13 protein-coding genes and 4 tRNA genes are annotated in these 18,334 nt (G+C 61.0%); 10 read left to right on the top strand and 7 right to left on the bottom strand.

What is annotated here, in order from left to right:
- Window positions 1-79 precede the first annotated feature (79 nt).
- A complete protein-coding gene (locus ACLIRY_RS21680; RefSeq protein WP_413207514.1) occupies window positions 80-2,467 on the top strand; it encodes a PAS domain-containing protein in 2,388 nt (795 codons plus the stop codon).
- A 65-nt stretch (window positions 2,468-2,532) separates the two neighbouring features.
- On the opposite strand, the gene ACLIRY_RS21685 is transcribed toward ACLIRY_RS21680, so the two are convergent.
- The 3 genes from ACLIRY_RS21685 to ACLIRY_RS21695 all read right to left on the bottom strand — a co-directional run bounded on the left by ACLIRY_RS21685 (window position 2,533) and on the right by ACLIRY_RS21695 (window position 3,188).
- Window positions 2,533-2,609: transfer RNA gene (locus tag ACLIRY_RS21685), tRNA-Asp, on the bottom strand.
- Between the two features lie 266 nt (window positions 2,610-2,875).
- Window positions 2,876-2,952, bottom strand: a tRNA-Asp gene (locus ACLIRY_RS21690).
- 95 nt (window positions 2,953-3,047) lie between these two features.
- On the bottom strand, window positions 3,048-3,188 hold the full coding sequence (locus ACLIRY_RS21695) for a hypothetical protein (RefSeq protein ID WP_413207515.1): 141 nt from the start codon (window positions 3,186-3,188) through the stop codon (window positions 3,048-3,050).
- A 212-nt stretch (window positions 3,189-3,400) separates the two neighbouring features.
- On the opposite strand from ACLIRY_RS21695, the gene ACLIRY_RS21700 reads away from it, so the two are divergent.
- The 9 genes from ACLIRY_RS21700 to ACLIRY_RS21740 all read left to right on the top strand — a co-directional run bounded on the left by ACLIRY_RS21700 (window position 3,401) and on the right by ACLIRY_RS21740 (window position 12,730).
- A tRNA-Thr gene (locus ACLIRY_RS21700) sits at window positions 3,401-3,475 on the top strand.
- 76 nt (window positions 3,476-3,551) lie between these two features.
- Window positions 3,552-3,626 (top strand) — tRNA-Thr (locus ACLIRY_RS21705).
- Window positions 3,627-3,948: 322 nt separating this feature from the next.
- Window positions 3,949-4,491, top strand: coding sequence for a hypothetical protein (locus ACLIRY_RS21710; protein WP_413207516.1), 543 nt, complete (start codon window positions 3,949-3,951; stop codon window positions 4,489-4,491).
- A 951-nt stretch (window positions 4,492-5,442) separates the two neighbouring features.
- The gene (gene wrbA / locus ACLIRY_RS21715; RefSeq protein ID WP_413207517.1) at window positions 5,443-6,045 is read left to right on the top strand and encodes an NAD(P)H:quinone oxidoreductase; all 603 of its coding nucleotides are present in this window, start codon (window positions 5,443-5,445) and stop codon (window positions 6,043-6,045) included.
- Window positions 6,046-6,331: 286 nt separating this feature from the next.
- A complete protein-coding gene (locus tag ACLIRY_RS21720; RefSeq protein WP_413207518.1) occupies window positions 6,332-7,273 on the top strand; it encodes a glutathione S-transferase family protein in 942 nt (313 codons plus the stop codon).
- Entirely contained in the window at window positions 7,270-7,968 is a 699-nt protein-coding gene (locus ACLIRY_RS21725; protein ID WP_413207519.1) for a pirin family protein, read from the top strand. The genes ACLIRY_RS21720 and ACLIRY_RS21725 overlap by 4 nt, the downstream gene beginning before the upstream one ends.
- 569 nt (window positions 7,969-8,537) lie before the next feature.
- Window positions 8,538-8,993 carry a Crp/Fnr family transcriptional regulator gene (locus ACLIRY_RS21730; RefSeq protein ID WP_413207520.1) on the top strand — a complete coding sequence of 152 codons (456 nt, stop codon included), beginning with the start codon at window positions 8,538-8,540 and terminating at the stop codon, window positions 8,991-8,993.
- Between the two features lie 228 nt (window positions 8,994-9,221).
- Window positions 9,222-10,976: an ATP-binding protein gene (locus ACLIRY_RS21735; protein ID WP_413207521.1), complete on the top strand. Its 1,755-nt coding sequence runs from the start codon at window positions 9,222-9,224 to the stop codon at window positions 10,974-10,976.
- 209 nt (window positions 10,977-11,185) lie between these two features.
- Complete coding sequence (locus tag ACLIRY_RS21740) at window positions 11,186-12,730, top strand: methyltransferase regulatory domain-containing protein (RefSeq protein ID WP_413207522.1); 1,545 nt, start codon at window positions 11,186-11,188, stop codon at window positions 12,728-12,730.
- 298 nt (window positions 12,731-13,028) lie between these two features.
- Here ACLIRY_RS21740 and hutU read toward each other — a convergent pair whose 3' ends face one another.
- Genes hutU through hutI form a run of 4 tightly spaced genes read right to left on the bottom strand, consistent with a single transcriptional unit; the run spans window position 13,029 to window position 18,289 of the window.
- Window positions 13,029-14,696 (bottom strand): urocanate hydratase, encoded by a 1,668-nt coding sequence (hutU, locus tag ACLIRY_RS21745; RefSeq protein ID WP_413207523.1) that lies wholly within the window; start codon window positions 14,694-14,696, stop codon window positions 13,029-13,031.
- Between the two features lie 10 nt (window positions 14,697-14,706).
- Window positions 14,707-15,552, bottom strand: coding sequence for an N-formylglutamate deformylase (gene hutG / locus ACLIRY_RS21750; protein WP_413207524.1), 846 nt, complete (start codon window positions 15,550-15,552; stop codon window positions 14,707-14,709).
- Window positions 15,549-17,087, bottom strand: a complete 1,539-nt coding sequence (gene hutH, locus ACLIRY_RS21755; RefSeq protein WP_413207525.1) for a histidine ammonia-lyase — start codon at window positions 17,085-17,087, stop codon at window positions 15,549-15,551. Before hutH ends, hutG begins: the two co-directional genes overlap by 4 nt.
- Window positions 17,084-18,289 carry an imidazolonepropionase gene (hutI, locus tag ACLIRY_RS21760; RefSeq protein WP_413207526.1) on the bottom strand — a complete coding sequence of 402 codons (1,206 nt, stop codon included), beginning with the start codon at window positions 18,287-18,289 and terminating at the stop codon, window positions 17,084-17,086. The genes hutH and hutI overlap by 4 nt, the downstream gene beginning before the upstream one ends.
- Window positions 18,290-18,334: the final 45 nt, after the last annotated feature.

The following is an 18,334-nucleotide window of genomic DNA, read 5'->3' on the forward strand; positions in this document are numbered from 1 at the left end:
GGGGGCCATAGGGGCGTACACTTTTTCCGCTTTTCCCAGAGGGAAGGGCAACTTCCGTCACCAAAGATAAGGTCGCCCCGTGGACGAATTTTTCCTATTCCCCCCCTGGCTGTCCCATGTGATTGTCTTTTCCCTTGGTCTGGCCCTCGGACTCGCCGCGATTCGGTTTCTGAGACACCGAGAGGAGCCGGTCAGCGAGGCCGAACGGGACCGGTGCCCGGCCATTTTGGACAGCCTGTGGGAGGCGGTCGCCTTCACCGATGACCAAGGGGCGCTGCTCCATGTCAATCGGGCGGCGAGCGTCCTTTTCAGCCGCATGGGAGTGGCAGGCGATCGGAAGGGAACCGATACCCTCTGCGAGATCTGGAGGCAGTCCGACCCTGCCCTGTCAACCGATGTCCCCTGGGAAGGACCCCAGGCGCCATATGACCATGAATGCCGGGTTTTTCAGCGCGATCTGGGACCGGAGCCAGAGCGCTATCTGATCCTGCGCCGGGCTCTGGTCGGCGGACACTGGCCGGGAGGGGAGCGCGTGACGTTCCTTTGGGTGGCCCTCGACCTGTCCCGGGGGCCGCGGCTGGAGGCGGCCTTCCGGCGACGGGAAGCCATGGTGAACAGCCTGCTCAATGCCATTGAGGATACGGTCCTCCGGTTCGAACGGGATGGCCGGATTTCTCTCGTCAACGACGCGGGAGCACGGCGTATCGGCCACGCCCGAGAGAGTATAGTGGGACGTCGCCTGTCGGACTTCTTTACCCCCGCTTTGGCCTGGAATCGGGATCAAAGGGTGCGAGAGGTCCTGGAGACGGGCAAGGCCCAGCGGTTTACGGACCGTCGGGGAGACATTTGGTTCTCCCACGGCTGTTTCCCGGTCACCGACGACCAGGGACGGACCGTGGCCGTAACCTCCATCACCAGGGAAGTCACCGCAGAAAAGCGCCTGGAGGACGACCTGCGCGAGCGGGAGCAGTTCATCCGCTTGATCACGGACAACCTTCCGGGTCTTGTCTTCTATATGGATCGGACCGAGGTTTGCCGCTTCGTCAACCGTCGGATCGTTGAATGGATGGGGATCACTCCAGCGGAACTATTGGGGCAGCGGGCGCGGGATATCTCGGGCCACGATTTGACCCTTTCATCGGCCAGCCACCGTGCCGCCGCTTTGGCCGGGCAGACCGTGTCCTTCGATTCGTCCTTGATCAACCCCCAGGGCCAGCGGATCCGATACCACGCCACCTTCATTCCCCATTGGGATTCTGCGGGAACGGTCTTGGGGTATGTGGGGCTTGTGCTGGATATCACCAAACGCGCCGAGGCGGAGGCCGCGACACGGGCGGCCTTGGACAAGGCTGAAACGGCCAGCGCCTCGAAATCCCGCTTCCTGGCTGCGGCCAGCCATGACTTGCGCCAACCCATGCAGGCCTTGAACATCTACGTGGGACTGTTGGCCCGCCAGACGCGGGACGACAAAAAAGCCCACGACCTCGTGGGGCGGTTGGAGCAATCGGTGAATGCCTTGGGCGATCTGCTCGATTCCCTGCTGGATATCTCCAAGCTGGACGCCGGGATCATTACCCCCAAGATTGCGCCCTTCGCCCTGAAAACCGTATTGGACCGCATGGAAGCGGAACTACGCCCGACCCTCGAGGCCAAGGGTCTGCGGTTCGTTGTGATGCCCAGCTCGCTGATGGCGGTATCCGATGAAACCCTGGTGGAGCGGATCCTGCGCAACCTGCTGACCAATGCCGGACGCTACACCGAAAAAGGGGGGATCGTCCTTGGCGTGCGCCCCCGCGTGGGCCGGGTCGTGCTTCAGGTTTGGGATACGGGCATCGGTATTCCTAACGATCGACGGGATCTGATCTTTGAAGAGTTCTACCAGGTCGGCAACCAGGCCCGGGACCGAAAGCAGGGTTTGGGCCTGGGGCTCGCCATCGTGCGACGCCTGTCCCTCTTGTTGGATCACCCGGTCACAGTTCACTCGCGGGAGGGTCGGGGAACCCTGTTCGAGGTTTCCCTGCCCCGGGCCACGCCTTCAGAAGTGGAACGGGTCAACCCGGCCTGGACGGCCATGGGGTTGGCCCCAATCCGGGAAGGGACCACCGCCGTTTTGATCGACGATGACAGCGCCGTTCTCGATAGCCTCGCCCTGCTGCTGGAGGACTGGGGGTTCGAGGTTGTGGCTGCCCAGGACATACTGGAGGCTTTTGAAGCCCTGCGCGGCATGGTCGAGCCGCCTTCAGTGATTGTCGCTGATTACCGTCTGAAAGGCGGCGGGACGGGCGTCGCCGCAGTGAAAAGCCTGCAACAGGCTTTTGGCTTGCCGATTCCTGGGGTCATCGTCACGGGGGATACCTCGCCGGAGCGCCTGCGGGAGGTGACGGGAAGCGGCTTCAAGCTATTGCACAAACCTGTGCGGATTCATGAATTGCGTGCCGCTGTGGGCGCGGTGATGGGCGAAGAGTAGGGCGAGGCGGCGGAGCGGGAAACGAAAAAGGCCTCCCCGAAGGGAGGCCTTATTTTCGGTTCGGATGGCGCGAGTGACGAGACTTGAACTCGCGACCTCTGGCGTGACAGGCCAGCGCTCTAACCAACTGAGCTACACCCGCATCCGACCGAGGAGGCGGTTTTTATCAGCCAATTTTCGGAGACGCAAGAGGCTTTTCTATACTTGTGTGAAGAAAATGAGATTGGTGAGTGAACCCTCCCGGTTCTTGGGGCTTGGGGCGCTTCATGCCCCCCCCACGCGCCCGGGCGATGCCCCATGCCGGAAGCCTGTCCGCCCCCCCAGCGACGCCCACATTGGGGACCGCCACAAGAGATGGCCAGAAACGAAAAAGGCCTCCCCGGAGGGAGGCCTTATTTTCGGTCCGGATGGCGCGAGTGACGAGACTTGAACTCGCGACCTCTGGCGTGACAGGCCAGCGCTCTAACCAACTGAGCTACACCCGCATCCGGCCGAGGACGCGGTTTCTACCAGCCCATTTTCAGGGTGGCAAGAGTATTTTTGCGTTTCGCGATTTTTTCTTCTCTTTTCGTCAGAAGGGTCAGGGCTCGCCGTCATCCGCCGATTGCGTGGTGGAAAGGGAGGGCTGATTCCGTGCACGCGCCTGCTCCTTGCGACGGCGCAAGTTTTCACGCAGGGCCATGGCTTCCCGATCCAGCCGTTCATCGGATCTGGTGGGCACCGCTCCTCCTCTTTTGGGGGAGCGCGGAGAATTTTTTTTGTCGATCTGAGTGGTCATGGTCGGGATTTTCCCCCTGTCTGCCGCAGTTTTCAAAGGAAAAACGCCGATGAAAAACTTCTCTTGCATCGAGGTCAACCCTATGGCACTTTCCGGCCTCCCAAACGGGGGGCCAAACACGGGTTACGACCTGTCGAGGCGTTTCTGTTTATTGTGCCGCCGTAGCTCAGGGGTAGAGCACACCCTTGGTAAGGGTGGGGTCGGGTGTTCAATTCACCCCGGCGGCACCATTTGACCGGTCACCCCCAACAGAGCGGACCGGTTACCCCGCGTTCCCTGGGAATCCAGGGGAACGTTGAAACGGCTGCCGCCGTAGCTCAGGGGTAGAGCACACCCTTGGTAAGGGTGGGGTCGGGTGTTCAATTCACCCCGGCGGCACCATTTTTCTCATTCGTCAACGCCATCCCCTTATTAACGGGAAGTCAACCCATCTCTCTTGGTATAAGAAGAGTGCCTCGGGTGCTGCTCCCTCATATGGGTAAGGGCGGCGCCAGTATCTGGACGCGACAGAGCTTTATCCTTTTTTTCTTGACAGGTTTTCGATTCGCGGCGCAGCGAGCCCTATTAGGAGATTGAAAGCCTAGAATGGGTTTTTTTAAGCTATTGAATGCGCCTGTAAATTTCATACCTATAATGAAACGGTTGCGCCATGATGCTCCCAGGCGCACTATTTAGCTTACGTTTACGCGGAGGGCAGGAAGCCATGGACTCTAGACAAGAAATTGGACTCGGCGCGAGCGTCGCCGCATCGCAAGCTTATACGACATCGACGCTTCGTCCCGATGAAACAACCAAGACGGACAGTTCCATCAATGCGGTGGGCGGATCAGGCTCTTCCGGGTTTGATCATGCACAGCCAGAACGGAATACCATCAATCCCCGGACCGTTCTCGATCCCGATCTGTATGTGAATGTCGCCCAGTTTTCCTATGGGGTCGGCGATGTAGAATTTCAGGTGCCATCGCGGAGCCAGCTCGAAGCCTATAGGCGCAATCAAAATGCCGAAGAGGTACAGGTCGAGACGGCGCAGACCCAGACCCAAGAAAGGCAAGCGAGCGCTCAGGAAGCTGGTGATAGTGATGGCGTTGGCGATCAGACCACATCGGCGACGGCCACAGTAACCGCTGCAGTCGTGAGCCAGACTCAGACACCGCCAACCCCGCCCGACACTCAACGCAACGGGACATCGGAAGGAAACAGAACCTCTCCTGGGGAGCCGCGTCGGGCTGTCAAGCTGGAAGCCTAGTGCACTGAGAGTCAACGCTCCGTGCACGAGGGACTCGCTTATACATGAGTTTTCCAAACTCCGGCTGAACCCTTCGTTTGGGTCGAGGCGTCAGGTCTCGTCCTATACAGTGGTTGGGGTAGGTGGAAGGGGTGCTCTGGCTCTTCCAATGGCTGTGCCTTTGTGTTGGTTTGGACTCCCACGCGCCTTAAATTATATACTTAAGGTGTCGCGTGGATCGGAAACTCGGCACACGACCGGAGGTGTTTTCCCGGCACGGGGCTTTGCCCCGTTCCCCACTGGGGCCGTAAGGCCCCAGACCCCAGGCCCCAGACCTCAGGACTTTATTTTTAAAAGAAAAAGTGGGGGCAAGTTCATGTGCCCTTAAATGGGCTTGAGCAATCGCCAAAAAAATACGAGACAATGCCGAGAACCGGACAACCGCTTCCCACTTCTCCGCTCGGTCCCTACTAGAGGGCCTTCGAGATCAAGTTGGCTCAAGCTGATCCCGTTTCACTCTAGCCCAGCCCCTTAAAATCAATATCCACCACATTGATTTCAAGCGTCCGAACAGACCAGCTGGGCGGGATCGATCCTCCTTCGGGCATGGAGTCCAACCTTCTTGCAATTAAGGCCATGCCTCCTCCCCCAACACTAGAGCATCGAGCGGAAAAGTGGGCACCGGTTTTCCGATCCACTCGATGCTCAACCTATTGAATCTAGATCAAATTGCCCGCCTTCATCGATTCCGATTTAAGGCGGTTTGATCTAGGTATCGAGGGCAGACAAACTCCTCCGAAGATATTTCGGAGGGTCAACCGCCTCCCGTGCAACAAACACGATTGGAAGACAGCGCCCCCTTTTATGTTGCCAATTCGAGAACAATCCTTTCTCGAATTGTCGGATTGTGCACGCCATTCCGAAGCCTTACTTTCCTGATCAGTTACTCACCCCGACCCAAAGAGGCTTCCAATGAGCACCAAGATCCTCGTTCTCTATTACTCCATGTACGGTCATATCGACACCATGGCCAAGGCCGTCGCAGCGGGCGCCGCCGAGGTCGAGGGTGTCGAGGTCTCCATCAAGCATGTGCCCGAGCACATGCCCGCCGAGGCCCTGAAGGCCATGGGGGCCTCCGGCGAATACGACACCGAGGAAGCCAATCCCGGTGAATTGGGCGACTACGACGGCATCCTGTTCGGCACGCCCACCCGCTTTGGCAACATGGCTGGTCAGATGCGGAACTTCCTGGACCAGACAGGCGGCCTATGGATGAAGGGTGCACTGATCGGCAAGCCCGGCGGTGTCTTCGTCTCCACCGGCACCGGCGGCGGCAATGAAACCACCATCACGGCCTTCCATAACACCCTGTTTCACCACGGCATGGTGGTCGTGGGCCTTCCCTATTCCGCAGAAGGGATCACCACCGTCGAGCCGCCGCACGGCGCGGGCCCCTACGGTGCGGGCACCATCGCCGGAGCCGACGGATCCCGCCAGCCCAGCGAACTGGAACTGAGCCTCGCCCGCTTCCAGGGCAAGCACTTGGCCGAGATCGCCAAGAAGCTGAAGGCCTAATCCTAAACGGCCACCTAGATCACGATGAAATCAGATCTGTCCGACCTAATTTCATAAACGTGATCTAAACCTCTGACATTGAAGCAAATCGTCGTCGCAATCAGTTCCAGATTGCTCGGGATTTGCTCTAAATCTTATGGTTAGAGCGGAATGAGGACGGAAAACCGGTGCCCACTTTTCCTCATTCCGCTCTGCCCCTGAACGGGCAAGGAACACTCCACCCAGCGTGGAGGGCGGGACCGGCTTCCTCTGCGGTCCCGCTTTTACCTCAAATCGGAGAGACATCATGGGACTCCTCGTCGACGGCCAATGGCAGGACAAGTGGTATGACACCAGCAAGACCGGTGGCCGCTTCCAACGCCAGGACAGCGCCTTCCGGGATCGGGTTTCCTCCGATGGCTCCACGCCCTTCCCCGCCGAACCAGGGCGCTACCACCTTTATGTCTCCCTGGCCTGCCCCTGGGCCCATCGCACTCTGATCGCTCGCAAGATCAAGGGCTTGGAGAAGGCCATCAGCGTCTCCGTGGTGGACCCGCTGATGCTGGAAAACGGCTGGGAGTTGGGCGAGGGTGCTGACCCTGTCAACGGCGCGCGCATGCTCCATCAAGTGTACACCCGCGCCAAGGCCGATTACACGGGTCGGGTAACGGTGCCCATTCTCTGGGACAAGAAAACCGGGACCCTGGTCAACAATGAATCCTCGGAAATCCTGCGCATGATGAACGCCGATTTCGGCGGCACCGGACCGGACCTGTATCCGGAAGACCTGCGCAAAGAGATCGACGAGTTGAATGGCTGGATCTACGACAGCATCAACAACGGGGTCTACAAGGCCGGATTTGCCACCAGTCAGGACGCTTACGAAGAGGCCGTGACGGCCCTGTTCCAGGCCTTGGACCGGGTGGAGGGCATCCTCGCGGAAAAGCCCTTCCTGACCGGGGAGCGGATCACCGAAGCCGACTGGCGCCTGTTCACCACCCTGATCCGATTCGATCCGGTCTATGTGGGTCACTTCAAGTGCAACCTGCGACGGATCGCCGACTACCCGAATCTGTGGGACTACACCCGTGCCCTGTATCAGGTCCCCGGCGTCGCCGGGACGGTGAACATGGAGCACATCAAGACCCACTATTACGGCAGCCACAAAACCATCAATCCCACGGGCGTGATCCCCAGCGGTCCCATTCAGGACCTGGACAAGCCCGCCAAACGGGGGACCCAAGCATGATCGACATTCGCCCCTTCGCCAAGCTGGGCAAGTTCAAGAACGGCTGGCTCAACGCGAACTATCATTTCAGCTTCGCCAATTACTACAACCCCAACCGCATGGGTTTCGGTCCCCTGCTGGTCTGGAATGACGACACCATCCGCGCGGGCACCGGCTTCGATCCCCATCCCCACCGGGACATGGAAATCATCACCTATGTTCGCACAGGCGCCATCACCCACCAAGACAACCAGGGTAACGAAGGCCGCACAGAAGCGGGCGACGTGCAAGTGATGTGGGCGGGGCGCGGCATTGTCCATTCCGAATACAATCTGGAAACCGAGGACACAACCGTCTTCCAGATCTGGATCGAAACCGCCCAAAAGAGCATCAAACCGGGCTGGGATGCCCGCACCTTCCCCAAAGCGCCGGGCAGCTTGCGTGCCCTGGCCTCAGGCCGGAGCGTCCCCGGCCACGAGGATGCCCTGCTCATCCACCAGGACGCGGCCATCCTCGGTGGCGTGCTGAAAAAGGGACAGGAAATCACCCTGCCCATGGACGGCCGGATGCTCTATCTCGTGCCGACCACCGGTGCGCTGGAAGTCGACGGCAAGCGCGTCACCGCCCGGGACGGCGTCGCCGTCGATGGGATGAAGGAGTTCACCTTTAAAGCCTTGGAAGAAACCGAAGTGGTCGTCGCCGACGTGGCGGCTTAGAGTGCTCCGAGATCAAGTTGGGCCACTTTGCGGCCCAACTTGATCTCGAAGGCACTCTAAACTCTAAGACCCGAGGCCCCCGGACTCCGCGATTTTCTGGCAGTCCGTCCGATTTTAGAGCATCGAGCGGACAACCGGTTGTCCGCTCGATGCTCTAACCATTTGGTCTCAAAGCTACTCTAAAGTTCATGACATCAGAGTGAAGCTGGACGGAAGCAGACAAATCTGATCTCACCTGCAATTTCTGCATTTTTGACATTCCAAAACCCTCCCAAAAAATGCTCAACTCTCACCGACTGGTTTTGGGCGCCGAGTCGTCGATCAGTGCCGGAAGCACACAACCCAATCGGACTCAGACAGAGGTTATAAAAGGAATAAATTCAACAGCCTGCCTCTCCCACCCCCCTTAAGAAAGCCAATTCCATTGGCTCCACAGCATGCAATGCTTTACCAATGGAAAGAGGGGATGCGCGACGCGGTTGGAGAGCCTCGGAGGCGCTGGAACACCCGATAGTCATAGTCCTGGATTGTTGTTTGGGGCCAGTTGTTTGGAGGCAAAGGAGCAGCCAATGACCTACGAGCACTTAAACAAACATCCGTTCCTCCGTGATTTCAGCGCAGATTTGATTGAAGTCATTGAGAGAGCATCAACCCTACAAACGTTCGCTGCGGGGGATACTCTGATCACCGAGGGACGGGCTGCGAACCAATTTTTTCTGCTGACCGACGGTTCCGTCGCCGTAAGCGCAGGACAGGGCCGCGGCGAAAAGCGGGTCCTGGAAATGCTCCGGGAAGGGGATGTCCTTGGCTGGTCCTGGATGATCGACCCCTATGTCTGGACCTTCGAGGGTCGCGCCATCTCCCCGGTCCGCGCCATCGCCATTGACGCGGGTGAACTGCGTGACGCCATGGCGACAAATCACGCCCTGGCCCATGCCCTTCTGGGTCGGATGCTGCCAGTCATGGCCGCCCGTCTGCGTGCCGCCCGACTGGAGGTTCTCGCCCTCGGTCCAGAAGCTGCCTGACAGGAAATACAGCCCCAATAAGAACCGCCTGCCATCCTTGCGGGTTTTCAACCTCCCCCGCAATGGAAGAGGTGCCCAATCCTTCAAGGTCATGCTACCTTATCGCCGATTATGTCGTCGACCATCCGATGACGGGCGGCTTCAAACCGATATCCATGGGGATGTTGGAGTGCAAAGGACCCTATTCCGGCAAGGGATATGGAGCCCACAGTAGACATCAGGGAAGTGATGCCATTAGGCATGGTCGGTGGCTCCACGCATCAGAGAGAAACCTCTCGTCGCACATTGATCGGACTGGCCAGTCTTGTTCTATTGGCGTTTAACAGTGCGATTGTCGGCAATCTTCTGAATGAGCGGGAGCAAGCCCTACAAAGCGCCCGCGAAAGCGCCCGCACGATTGTGGCTGCCGTCCGTGAACAAACCTCGGCCACCGTGTTCCGAATCAACGTCAGCTTGACCGATCTCGCCAGTGCCCTGAGCCCGCAAGCCGACGGTGCCCTTTGGGCCGACGCATCAAGCAACGCCCTGATCAAAAACCAGATGGCCCTGCTCCCCATGGTCCGGGCAATCGTCGTAACCGATGCCTCGGGCCGCCTGATCCAAGACCACAACACACCAACACCAGTGGGTATGGACCTGTCCGACAGGGATTATGTCATCGCCCACGCCAAAGAGGGGATCAAAGGGCTATTCATTGGTCGTCCCATGCGCGGTCGCTCCACCGGCCAGTGGTTTCTGAGCATGAGCCGCGCAATTGAAGGGCCCGATGGGACCTTTCAAGGTGTCGTGGCCGCCGTTGTCGATCCGTCCGCCTTGGGTCAAGCCTATGCAGGGATGGACCTGAGTGAAAAGGGAGCGATCACCCTTTTCCGGACCGATGGTGTCCTGCTCACGCGCGCGCCAGACTACCAGCGCTTCATCGGCACCGACCAGGGGACCTCTTCCCTGTTCCAGACCCTTGTCCCCAGCGCCAGAAAAGGCGTGGTGTTAGACGCCCTGGGGATCGACGGACAAAACCGGATCATTGCCTGGTCCCACCTAGACGATTGGCCCTTGGTGATGACCGTCTCCCTGGATCGACAGACCCTGTTGTCCGCTTGGCGGCACAGGATCCCCTATCACATCATAGCCATGACCGTGGTCAGCGCCGTCATCCTGACCCTCATCCTGCTGGTTGGACGTCAGATCTCCAGCTTAAACGGTCTGGTGGCTGACCTGTCCCGCCGGGAAAACGAACTGATCGCCGCCAACGAATCCATCACCATGGCGAGCCGTGCCAAAACCCAGTTCCTGGCCAAGATGAGTCACGAACTGCGCCCCCCCCTGAATGCCATCATTGGCTTTTCAGATATACTAACAGCAGGCATTCACGGTCCCCTGATGACCCGGCAAAAAAAGTTCGTGGGGGACATTCACCTCTCGGCCCTGCAGCTTCTGAATTTGATGAACGACATCCTGGACGTCGCAAAAATCGAATCCGGCAGCTACGCCCTCCACGATCAGACCCTGAACCTATCGGAAATCTTAACCGCAGCGCGCCGCGTCGTCATGGGCAAGATTGAAGAGAAACAATTGGAACTGGATAGTGCCTGCGTTGATCCAGATTGTTGGGTACTTGGCGATGAGAGGGCCTTGAACCAAATCGTCCTAAACTTGCTATCCAATGCTGTGAAATTTACCCCAGAAAAAGGAAAAATAACTCTTTCTATCGTACGCAACGGCGAGGGGGGACTAATTCTGACCGTGGCAGACACGGGAATAGGCATTCCCCAGGAACACCTTGACTTGGTTCTGTGCCCCTTCCATCAGGTGGACCGCTCTGACACCCACCGCCAGGATGGAACTGGCCTGGGCCTGCCCTTAGCCAAAGCCCTGGTCGAAAAACATGGCGGAACCCTGCAACTGGAAAGCCAATTGGGCCGGGGAACCCGGGTGTCCGTGATCCTCCCCGCGCAGCGGATCCTGACCGTTGGCTTGACGTAACGCATACCGAGATCAAATTGAGCCCTTTCATGCTGTAAGCCCACCTTTAGATCAAACCACCCTAAATCGGATTCGATTTAGGGCGGATAATTTGATCTAAAGGTGGGCTTGGGCAATCGCCCAAAACAAGACGAGACACTGCCGTGTACCGTGACGGTCGATCCACCGAAGGTCCCCTTTGCGGATGATGTCTAAGGACCCCCTGTACCATGTCGGAAACAGACCACAGCATCCTGCTCCCTCCATCGGCCGCAGTGGCTGAGTTCCATCCCGGAAGCGGTCCCGTCCAGTTAAACGCCGCAGCCCTGTTCAATGGGTTTGCCCCCCGCCCCCTGGCTCCAGACTTCACCTGGGCGGAATTCGGATGCGGCCATGGCATCACCCCCTGTGTTCAGGCTGCGGCCAATCCCCAGGGCCATTTTTATGGTCTGGATATTGATGGCAAAGCCCTCAACACAGGAAAAACCCTAGCGAAGGCAGGCTTCCTGGCCAATGTCACTTTCCTGGAAGCCGATTACACCAAACCCCAGGGACTGGAACGTCTACCGCCACTGGATTTCGCCGTTGCCCACGGGGTCCTGTCCTGGCTGGACGTGGAAGGTCGTATGGCCTTCATGGCCCGTCTGCGCCCCCTTCTCAAACCGGGCGCCATTCTGCTTGCGACATATGACTCCTTCCCCGGTCGGGCCGCTCTCGTTCCCCTGCGGGATCTTTTGTTCAGTGTGACCGATAAAAAGAAAGCGGATCCCATCGGCAGAGCCCGTGCGGCCATGGAATGGCTGCATTCCACCCGCTCCATGGGCGCCCGCTTTTTCCGGGACAATCCAGCCCTTACCGCAATGATCGACCAGCTGATCAACCTGGGACCTCACCACGTCGCCCGCGCCTTTTTCGGCGGCGATCTAAGGCCCCTTCATTTCGCCCAGGTCCATAGGGAAATGGAGGCTCAGGGTTTGACCTTCGCGGGACGGGCCGAAGCCCACTTGAACCTGGTGGACCTGGCCGTACCAGAGGACATGCGCAAGGAATTGCGCAACGTCGCGACCCGAGTGGAATTGGAAGCAAAGCGGGACTTTCTGCGAAACGAAGGCTTTCGACGGGACATCTATGTCAATGGCCCATCATTCCCGGACACGGAACATTGGACCGAAGCCCAGGGACGGATGATCCTGGGGGCCAAAGACGCCCCTGGCCAAGCGGATCTGGAGGTCGACCTGGGAGACCAGATCATGTCTTTCACCGGCCCCCCCTTCGATCAAGTCCGTGCCGCCCTCGACCTTGGTCCTCGTCCGTTGGCAGAGCTGACCCAGGTCGCCGAAACAGAGGCTGTTCCCCCCTCGTTGATCCTGGAAGCCGCACGCCTTCTGCTCGCCGGGGGTCTGGCCAAAGCCCATGCGAAGGCCGTTGATTTCCCGGAGGAAGCGGACCCCAAAGCCCGGTATAGCATGCCCAGCCCCCTGAATCGTATTCTCGCCTTGAGCCTGGGCCTGGGGGGACCCACCGTTCCCCTGGTGAGCAAGGTCAGGGGGGGAGGTGTTATCCTGGACAACCGGGACGCCCTGCTTCTCAACAGCTTCTGCGAAGGGGGACTGGACCAAGCCGTGGCGCGAACCCTGGCAGCCCTCGACACCCAGGGGATCGATCCCTCAGCCGACAGATCCGCCACGGCCCAGACCCTGACGCGCCGCCTGACCCAATCCGTCCTGCCCCGCCTCGCCTGGTTCCTCGGACATGGAATTATCGAACGCCATTAGAGGGAAACGGGATCAGCTTGAGTCAGGCTGGCCCCGCTTCCCTCTCATTCGATAAGTTTTTGAGTATCTTCGAGACCAAGTTGGGCCGCAAAACACTGTACACGGCAGTGTCTCGTCTCTTTTGGGCGATTGCCCAAGCCCATTTGGGGGCAAATGCCCCCAAACCCCCATTTTTATTCTTTTAAAAATAAGAGCTTGGGGTCTGGGGCCTTTCGGCCCCAGTCTCGCCAAAGAGGGGGGGACGGGGCAAAGCCCCCTGACTGGAAAACACCCCCTGTCGTGTACCGTACCCCCAAACCTATCCCAGAATACCGGGTAACGTCAGCCCCTTGTCCCGCGCGGTGTTCAGGGCGGTCTCGTACCCGGCGTCGGCGTGGCGCATAACCCCCGTCGCCGGATCGTTCCATAGCACCCGCTCCAAGCGCTTGGCCGCTTCCGCTGTGCCGTCGGCAACGATGACCACCCCCGCATGCTGGGAGAAGCCCATGCCCACGCCGCCGCCATGATGCAGGGAGACCCAGGTCGCCCCACCTGCGGTGTTCAGCAGGGCATTGAGCAGGGGCCAATCGGAAACCGCATCCGAGCCATCGCGCATGGCTTCCGTTTCCCGGTTGGGGGAAGCGACAGAGCCGCTGTCCAGGTGGTCCCGCCCGATGACGATGGGGGCTTTCAGCTCGCCCTTGGCGACCATTTCGTTGAAGGCCAGACCCAGGCGGTGGCGGTCACCCAACCCCACCCAGCAGATGCGTGACGGCAGGCCCTGGAAGTGAATCCGCTCCCGCGCCATGTCGAGCCAGTTGTGAAGGTGGGGGTTATCGGGGATCAACTCCTTGACCTTGGCGTCGGTCTTATAGATGTCCTCCGGGTCGCCGGAAAGGGCCGCCCAGCGGAAGGGGCCAATGCCCTGGCAGAACAACTCGCGGATATAGGCTGGGACGAAACCTGGGAAGGCAAAGGCGTTTGTGACGCCCTCTTCCAGGGCCATCTGGCGGATGTTGTTGCCATAGTCGAAGGTGGGAATACCCTGCTCATGGAAGGCGAGCATGGCCTGGACATGGTCAGCCATGGAGGCCCGGGCGGCCCGCTCCACGGCCTTGGGGTCGCTCTCCCGCTTATTCTCCCATTCGGCGACGCTCCAGCCCTTGGGCAGGTAGCCGTTGATGGGATCATGGGCCGAGGTTTGATCGGTCACCGCGTCGGGCCGCACACCCCGGCGCACCAGCTCCGGATAGACATCCGCCGCATTGCCCAACAGGGCAACGGACAGGGCCTTGCCCTCCACCTTTGCCTGTTCAAGAAGAGACAGCGCGTCATCCAGGTCCCTGGCCTGCACATCCACATATCCGGTGCGCAGGCGGAACTCAATGCGGCTGGCCTGACATTCCACGGCGAGGCAGGAGGCCCCGGCCATGGTGGCGGCGAGCGGTTGGGCGCCCCCCATGCCGCCCAGGCCGGCGGTCAGGATCCACTTCCCGGTGAGGTCGCCCCCATGGTGTTGGCGGCCCATTTCCACAAAGGTCTCGTAGGTGCCTTGGACGATGCCCTGACTGCCGATGTAGATCCAGGATCCGGCCGTCATCTGGCCGTACATCATCAGGCCCTTGCGGTCCAATTCGTTGAAGTGGTCCCAGTTGGCCCAATGGGGCACCAAATTGGAATTGGCAATCAGCACCCGGGGCGCATCGGCATGGGTGCGGAAGACGCCCACGGGTTTGCCCGATTGGATCAACAGGGTCTCGTCGGCCTCCAGGGCACGCAGGCTCGCAACGATCTGGTCAAAGCAGTCCCAGTTGCGCGCCGCCCGGCCAATACCGCCATAGACCACCAGTTCCTCCGGCTTTTCGGCCACATCCGGATCCAGGTTGTTCATCAACATGCGCAAGGGAGCTTCGGTCAGCCAGCTCTTGGCGGTCAGCTCCGTGCCATGGGGGGCGGAAATCTTGCGGGCGTTGTCCAGACGGGTCATGGGAGGGTCCTTAAACGAGAGATTGGGGGTCGCGAGTGAAGGCCAGACAGGCCTCCAGCAGGGCGCGCAAGGTGGCTCGGGTGGGGGCAGCCCGCACGTCATCCAGGGGACAGGGCCAGCTCTCCACGGAGACCGGTCCGATGGGCTCCTCCATATAGCCGCGACAGGCCAATTCCATTTGCAGGGCGTGGACGCCGGTTTCCGGGCGCCCATGGTGGCGGGTGACATAGCCGCCCTTGAAACGCCCATTGACGGCGAAGGGCTGGCCGGACTCCGCGAGAAGATCCGCAGCGGCTTGCTCCAGCTCAGGCGCGCAAGAGGCTCCCGAATTGGTGCCCAGGTTGAAGACCGGCAGCGGGCCGTCAAACAACCGGGGGATCACCGAGCGGATGGAGTGGCAATCGTAGAGCACCACCCGGGGATGATCGGCGCGCAACCGGGCGATTTCCGCCTCAAGCGCCGCGTGGTAGGGATCGAACCAGAGCGCGCGGCGCCGGGCGATCTCGGCATCGTCGGGAGCCCGGCCCTCCTTATACAGGGGTTCGCCGTCGAATCCCTCGACCGGACAAAGCCCTGTCGTCGCCTGCCCCGGGTAGAGGGTCACGCCCGAGGGATCCCGGTTCACATCGATCACCGTGCGGGACAGGGTCGTCCCCACCAGGGTCGCCCCCATCTCCTTGGCAAAAGCATAAAGCTTGTCCACCCACCAGTCCGCGTCCTTGCGGGCCAACCAAGGGGTGACCAGCCGTGCCTCGATCTCCGGCGGGATGGTGGTTCCCACATGGGGAAAGCCCAGGATCAGGGGCGCGCTGCCCCGGTGGATGGTGAGCCAATCGGGTGCGTTGGTCGGGCTCATGACACCACCCCTGGCAGGTCTGCCCCACAGGCGGCAACGGCGAGCCCCTCGCGCACCAACAGGATCGCATGCTCGATATCCGGAGAGAAATGGCGGTCGTCGGCCAGCATCGGCACCCCCTTGCGGAGCAGGGCACGCACCCGCTCCAGGGGCTCGCTGGTCATCATCGGGCGGTGGAAGTCACAGGCCTGAGCCGCAGCCAAATATTCGATGGCGACCACGGCGGCGGCATTGCGGGCCATGGGGACCAGACGCCGCGCCCCATGGGCGGCCATGGACACATGGTCCTCCTGGTTGGCCGAGGTGGGGATGGAATCCACAGAGGCGGGATAGGCCATCTGCTTGTTCTCCGACACCAAGGCCGCCGCCGTCACCTGCGGGATCATGAACCCGGAGTTCAGGCCCGGCTTGGGCGTCAGAAAAGCGGGCAGACCCGACAGCGCCGGATCGATCAACATGGCCAGACGCCGCTCGGTGATCGAGCCGATCTCGCAGAGCGCCATGGCGATCATATCGGCGACGAAGGCCACGGGTTCGGCATGGAAATTACCGCCGGAGATCACCTCTCCGGTGTCCGAGAAAACCAGCGGGTTGTCGGAGACGCCATTGGCTTCCGCTTCCAGAACCCTCGCCGCATGGCGCAGGGTATCCAGGCAGGCCCCCATGACCTGGGGCTGACAGCGCAGGCAATAGGGATCCTGCACCCGCTCGTCCCCTTCCTTATGGGAGGCCCGGATGGCCGACCCCGCCATCAGATCGGCGAGGGCCGCAGCGACATCGATTTGCCCCGGCTGACGGCGCAGCTTGTGAATGCGCGGATCAAAGGGACCATCCGACCCCTTGGCCGCATCGGTGGCCAGGGCGCCGGTCACCAGGGCCGATTGGAAGACCCGCTCCGCCTCGAACAGACCCGCCAAGGCCAAAGCGGTGGAGACCTGGGTGCCATTGAGCAGGGCCAAGCCCTCCTTCGGCCCCAGCTCCAGGGGCGAGAGCCCGATCCCGGCCAGGGCTTCGGTGGCCTCCACCTGAACCCCATCCACATGGAAGAAGCCAACGCCCATCAAGGCCGCCGTCATATGGGACAGGGGCGCCAGGTCGCCCGAAGCGCCCACGGACCCCTGTCCCGGAATGACCGGGATCAGTCCCGCTTCCAGACAGCTGTGCAAATGGACCAGAGTCGACCAACGCACGCCAGACGCCCCCTGGGCGAGGCTCGCCAGTTTGAGCGCCATGATCAGCCGGGTAACGGGGATGGACAGGGGCTCGCCCACGCCCGCAGCATGGGACAGCACAATATTGCGCTGAAGGGTCGACAGGTCCTCGGCCTCAATGCGGACGCTGGCGAGCTTGCCGAAGCCGGTGTTCACCCCATAAACGGGCTCGCCCTTGGCGACGATGGCCTCGATCACCTTGGTACCGGCATCCACCGCGCGCTCCGTTGCGGGGGCGAGGTCGACCGCCGCCCCCCGATAGACATCACGCCAAACGGGCAAGGGAACGGAACCGGGGACGAGGACATGGCGAAGGGCGGTCATTGGGGGAGTCCTTTCCACAGGCGGGCATAAAGGGGATTGAAGCCAAGACGGGAAACCAGTTCCGCAGGGTGATCCACGTCCCAGACGGCCAGGTCACAGACCTTGCCCGGTTCGATGGACCCCAGGTCGTCCCCCAGGCCCAGGGCCTTGGCGGCGTTCAGGGTCACTCCCGCCAGACATTCGGCAACGGTCATGCGGAACAGGGTGGCGCCCATGTTCATGGTCAGGAGCAGAGAGGTCAGCGGCGAGGTGCCCGGATTGCAATCCGTCGACAGGGCCAGCGGCACCCCCTGGCGGCGCAGGGCGTCGAGCGGCGGCAGTTTGGTTTCGCGCAGCATGTAAAAGGCACCGGGCAGGAGCACCGCCACAGTTCCCGCTTTAGCCATGGCGGCGACCCCGGCCTCGTCCAGGTATTCCAGGTGGTCGGCGGAGATCGCGCCATATCCGGCGGCCATCGCCGCCCCGCCCAGGTTGGAGAGCTGTTCGGCATGGAGTTTTACGGGCAGGCCCAAGGAGGTGGCGCGGGCAAAGACCCGCTCCATCTGGGCGACGGAGAAGGCGATGCCCTCGCAGAAGCCATCGACCGCGTCCACGAGTCCTTCCGCCGCCAGGACCGGCAGCATGGCCAGGACCGCTTCGATATGGGCGTCCTTGTCCGTCTCCCCCGGGGGCAGGGCATGGGCTCCAAGGAAGGTGGTCCGAATCCGCACCCCCCGCTCCTCGCCCAGGCGGCGCGCAGCACGCAACATGCGGCGCTCGGTCTCCAAATCCAGGCCATAGCCGGACTTGACCTCGACGGTCGTCGCGCCCTCGGCCAACAGGTGATCAAGGCGGCGCAGAGCCGAGGCAACCAGAGTCTCCTCCGACGCAGCCCGAGTCGCCGCAACGGTCGAGGCAATGCCACCACCCGCCCGGGAAATCTCCTCGTAGGAGGCCCCCTCCAGCCGCATCTCGAATTCCGGGGAGCGGTCGCCGCCGAAGACCAAATGGGTGTGGCAGTCGATCAGCCCCGGCGTAACCAAACGCCCCCCCAGATCCTGGGAGACGGCGATCTCGTTTTCGAGGGTATCGGGCAGGGCCTCCCGGGGACCGACATAGGCGATCCGGTCGTCCCGGGCGACGATCACCGCGCCCTCGACCACCGCCGTGGAGGCCGTCGCAAGGGGCAGAAGGCGGAGGCCATCATAGAGGGTGACGGTCATGGGGACTCCCTATTCTCTTGAACCTGTCTATGATTGTATATACAA

Source organism: Rhodospirillum sp. A1_3_36 (assembly GCF_047263945.1).
Taxonomy (GTDB): Bacteria; Pseudomonadota; Alphaproteobacteria; order Rhodospirillales; family Rhodospirillaceae; genus Rhodospirillum.

What these genes read in the sequence shown, in the direction of transcription:
- ACLIRY_RS21710 (WP_413207516.1), top strand. Translation starts at nt 3,949, where the DNA reads ATGGACTCTAGACAAGAAATTGGACTCGGCGCGAGCGTCGCCGCATCG.
- wrbA (WP_413207517.1), top strand. Translation starts at nt 5,443, where the DNA reads ATGAGCACCAAGATCCTCGTTCTCTATTACTCCATGTACGGTCATATC.
- ACLIRY_RS21720 (WP_413207518.1), top strand. Translation starts at nt 6,332, where the DNA reads ATGGGACTCCTCGTCGACGGCCAATGGCAGGACAAGTGGTATGACACC.
- ACLIRY_RS21725 (WP_413207519.1), top strand. Translation starts at nt 7,270, where the DNA reads ATGATCGACATTCGCCCCTTCGCCAAGCTGGGCAAGTTCAAGAACGGC.
- ACLIRY_RS21730 (WP_413207520.1), top strand. Translation starts at nt 8,538, where the DNA reads ATGACCTACGAGCACTTAAACAAACATCCGTTCCTCCGTGATTTCAGC.
- ACLIRY_RS21735 (WP_413207521.1), top strand. Translation starts at nt 9,222, where the DNA reads ATGCCATTAGGCATGGTCGGTGGCTCCACGCATCAGAGAGAAACCTCT.
- ACLIRY_RS21740 (WP_413207522.1), top strand. Translation starts at nt 11,186, where the DNA reads ATGTCGGAAACAGACCACAGCATCCTGCTCCCTCCATCGGCCGCAGTG.
- hutU (WP_413207523.1), bottom strand. Translation starts at nt 14,696, where the DNA reads ATGACCCGTCTGGACAACGCCCGCAAGATTTCCGCCCCCCATGGCACG.
- hutG (WP_413207524.1), bottom strand. Translation starts at nt 15,552, where the DNA reads ATGAGCCCGACCAACGCACCCGATTGGCTCACCATCCACCGGGGCAGC.
- hutH (WP_413207525.1), bottom strand. Translation starts at nt 17,087, where the DNA reads ATGACCGCCCTTCGCCATGTCCTCGTCCCCGGTTCCGTTCCCTTGCCC.
- hutI (WP_413207526.1), bottom strand. Translation starts at nt 18,289, where the DNA reads ATGACCGTCACCCTCTATGATGGCCTCCGCCTTCTGCCCCTTGCGACG.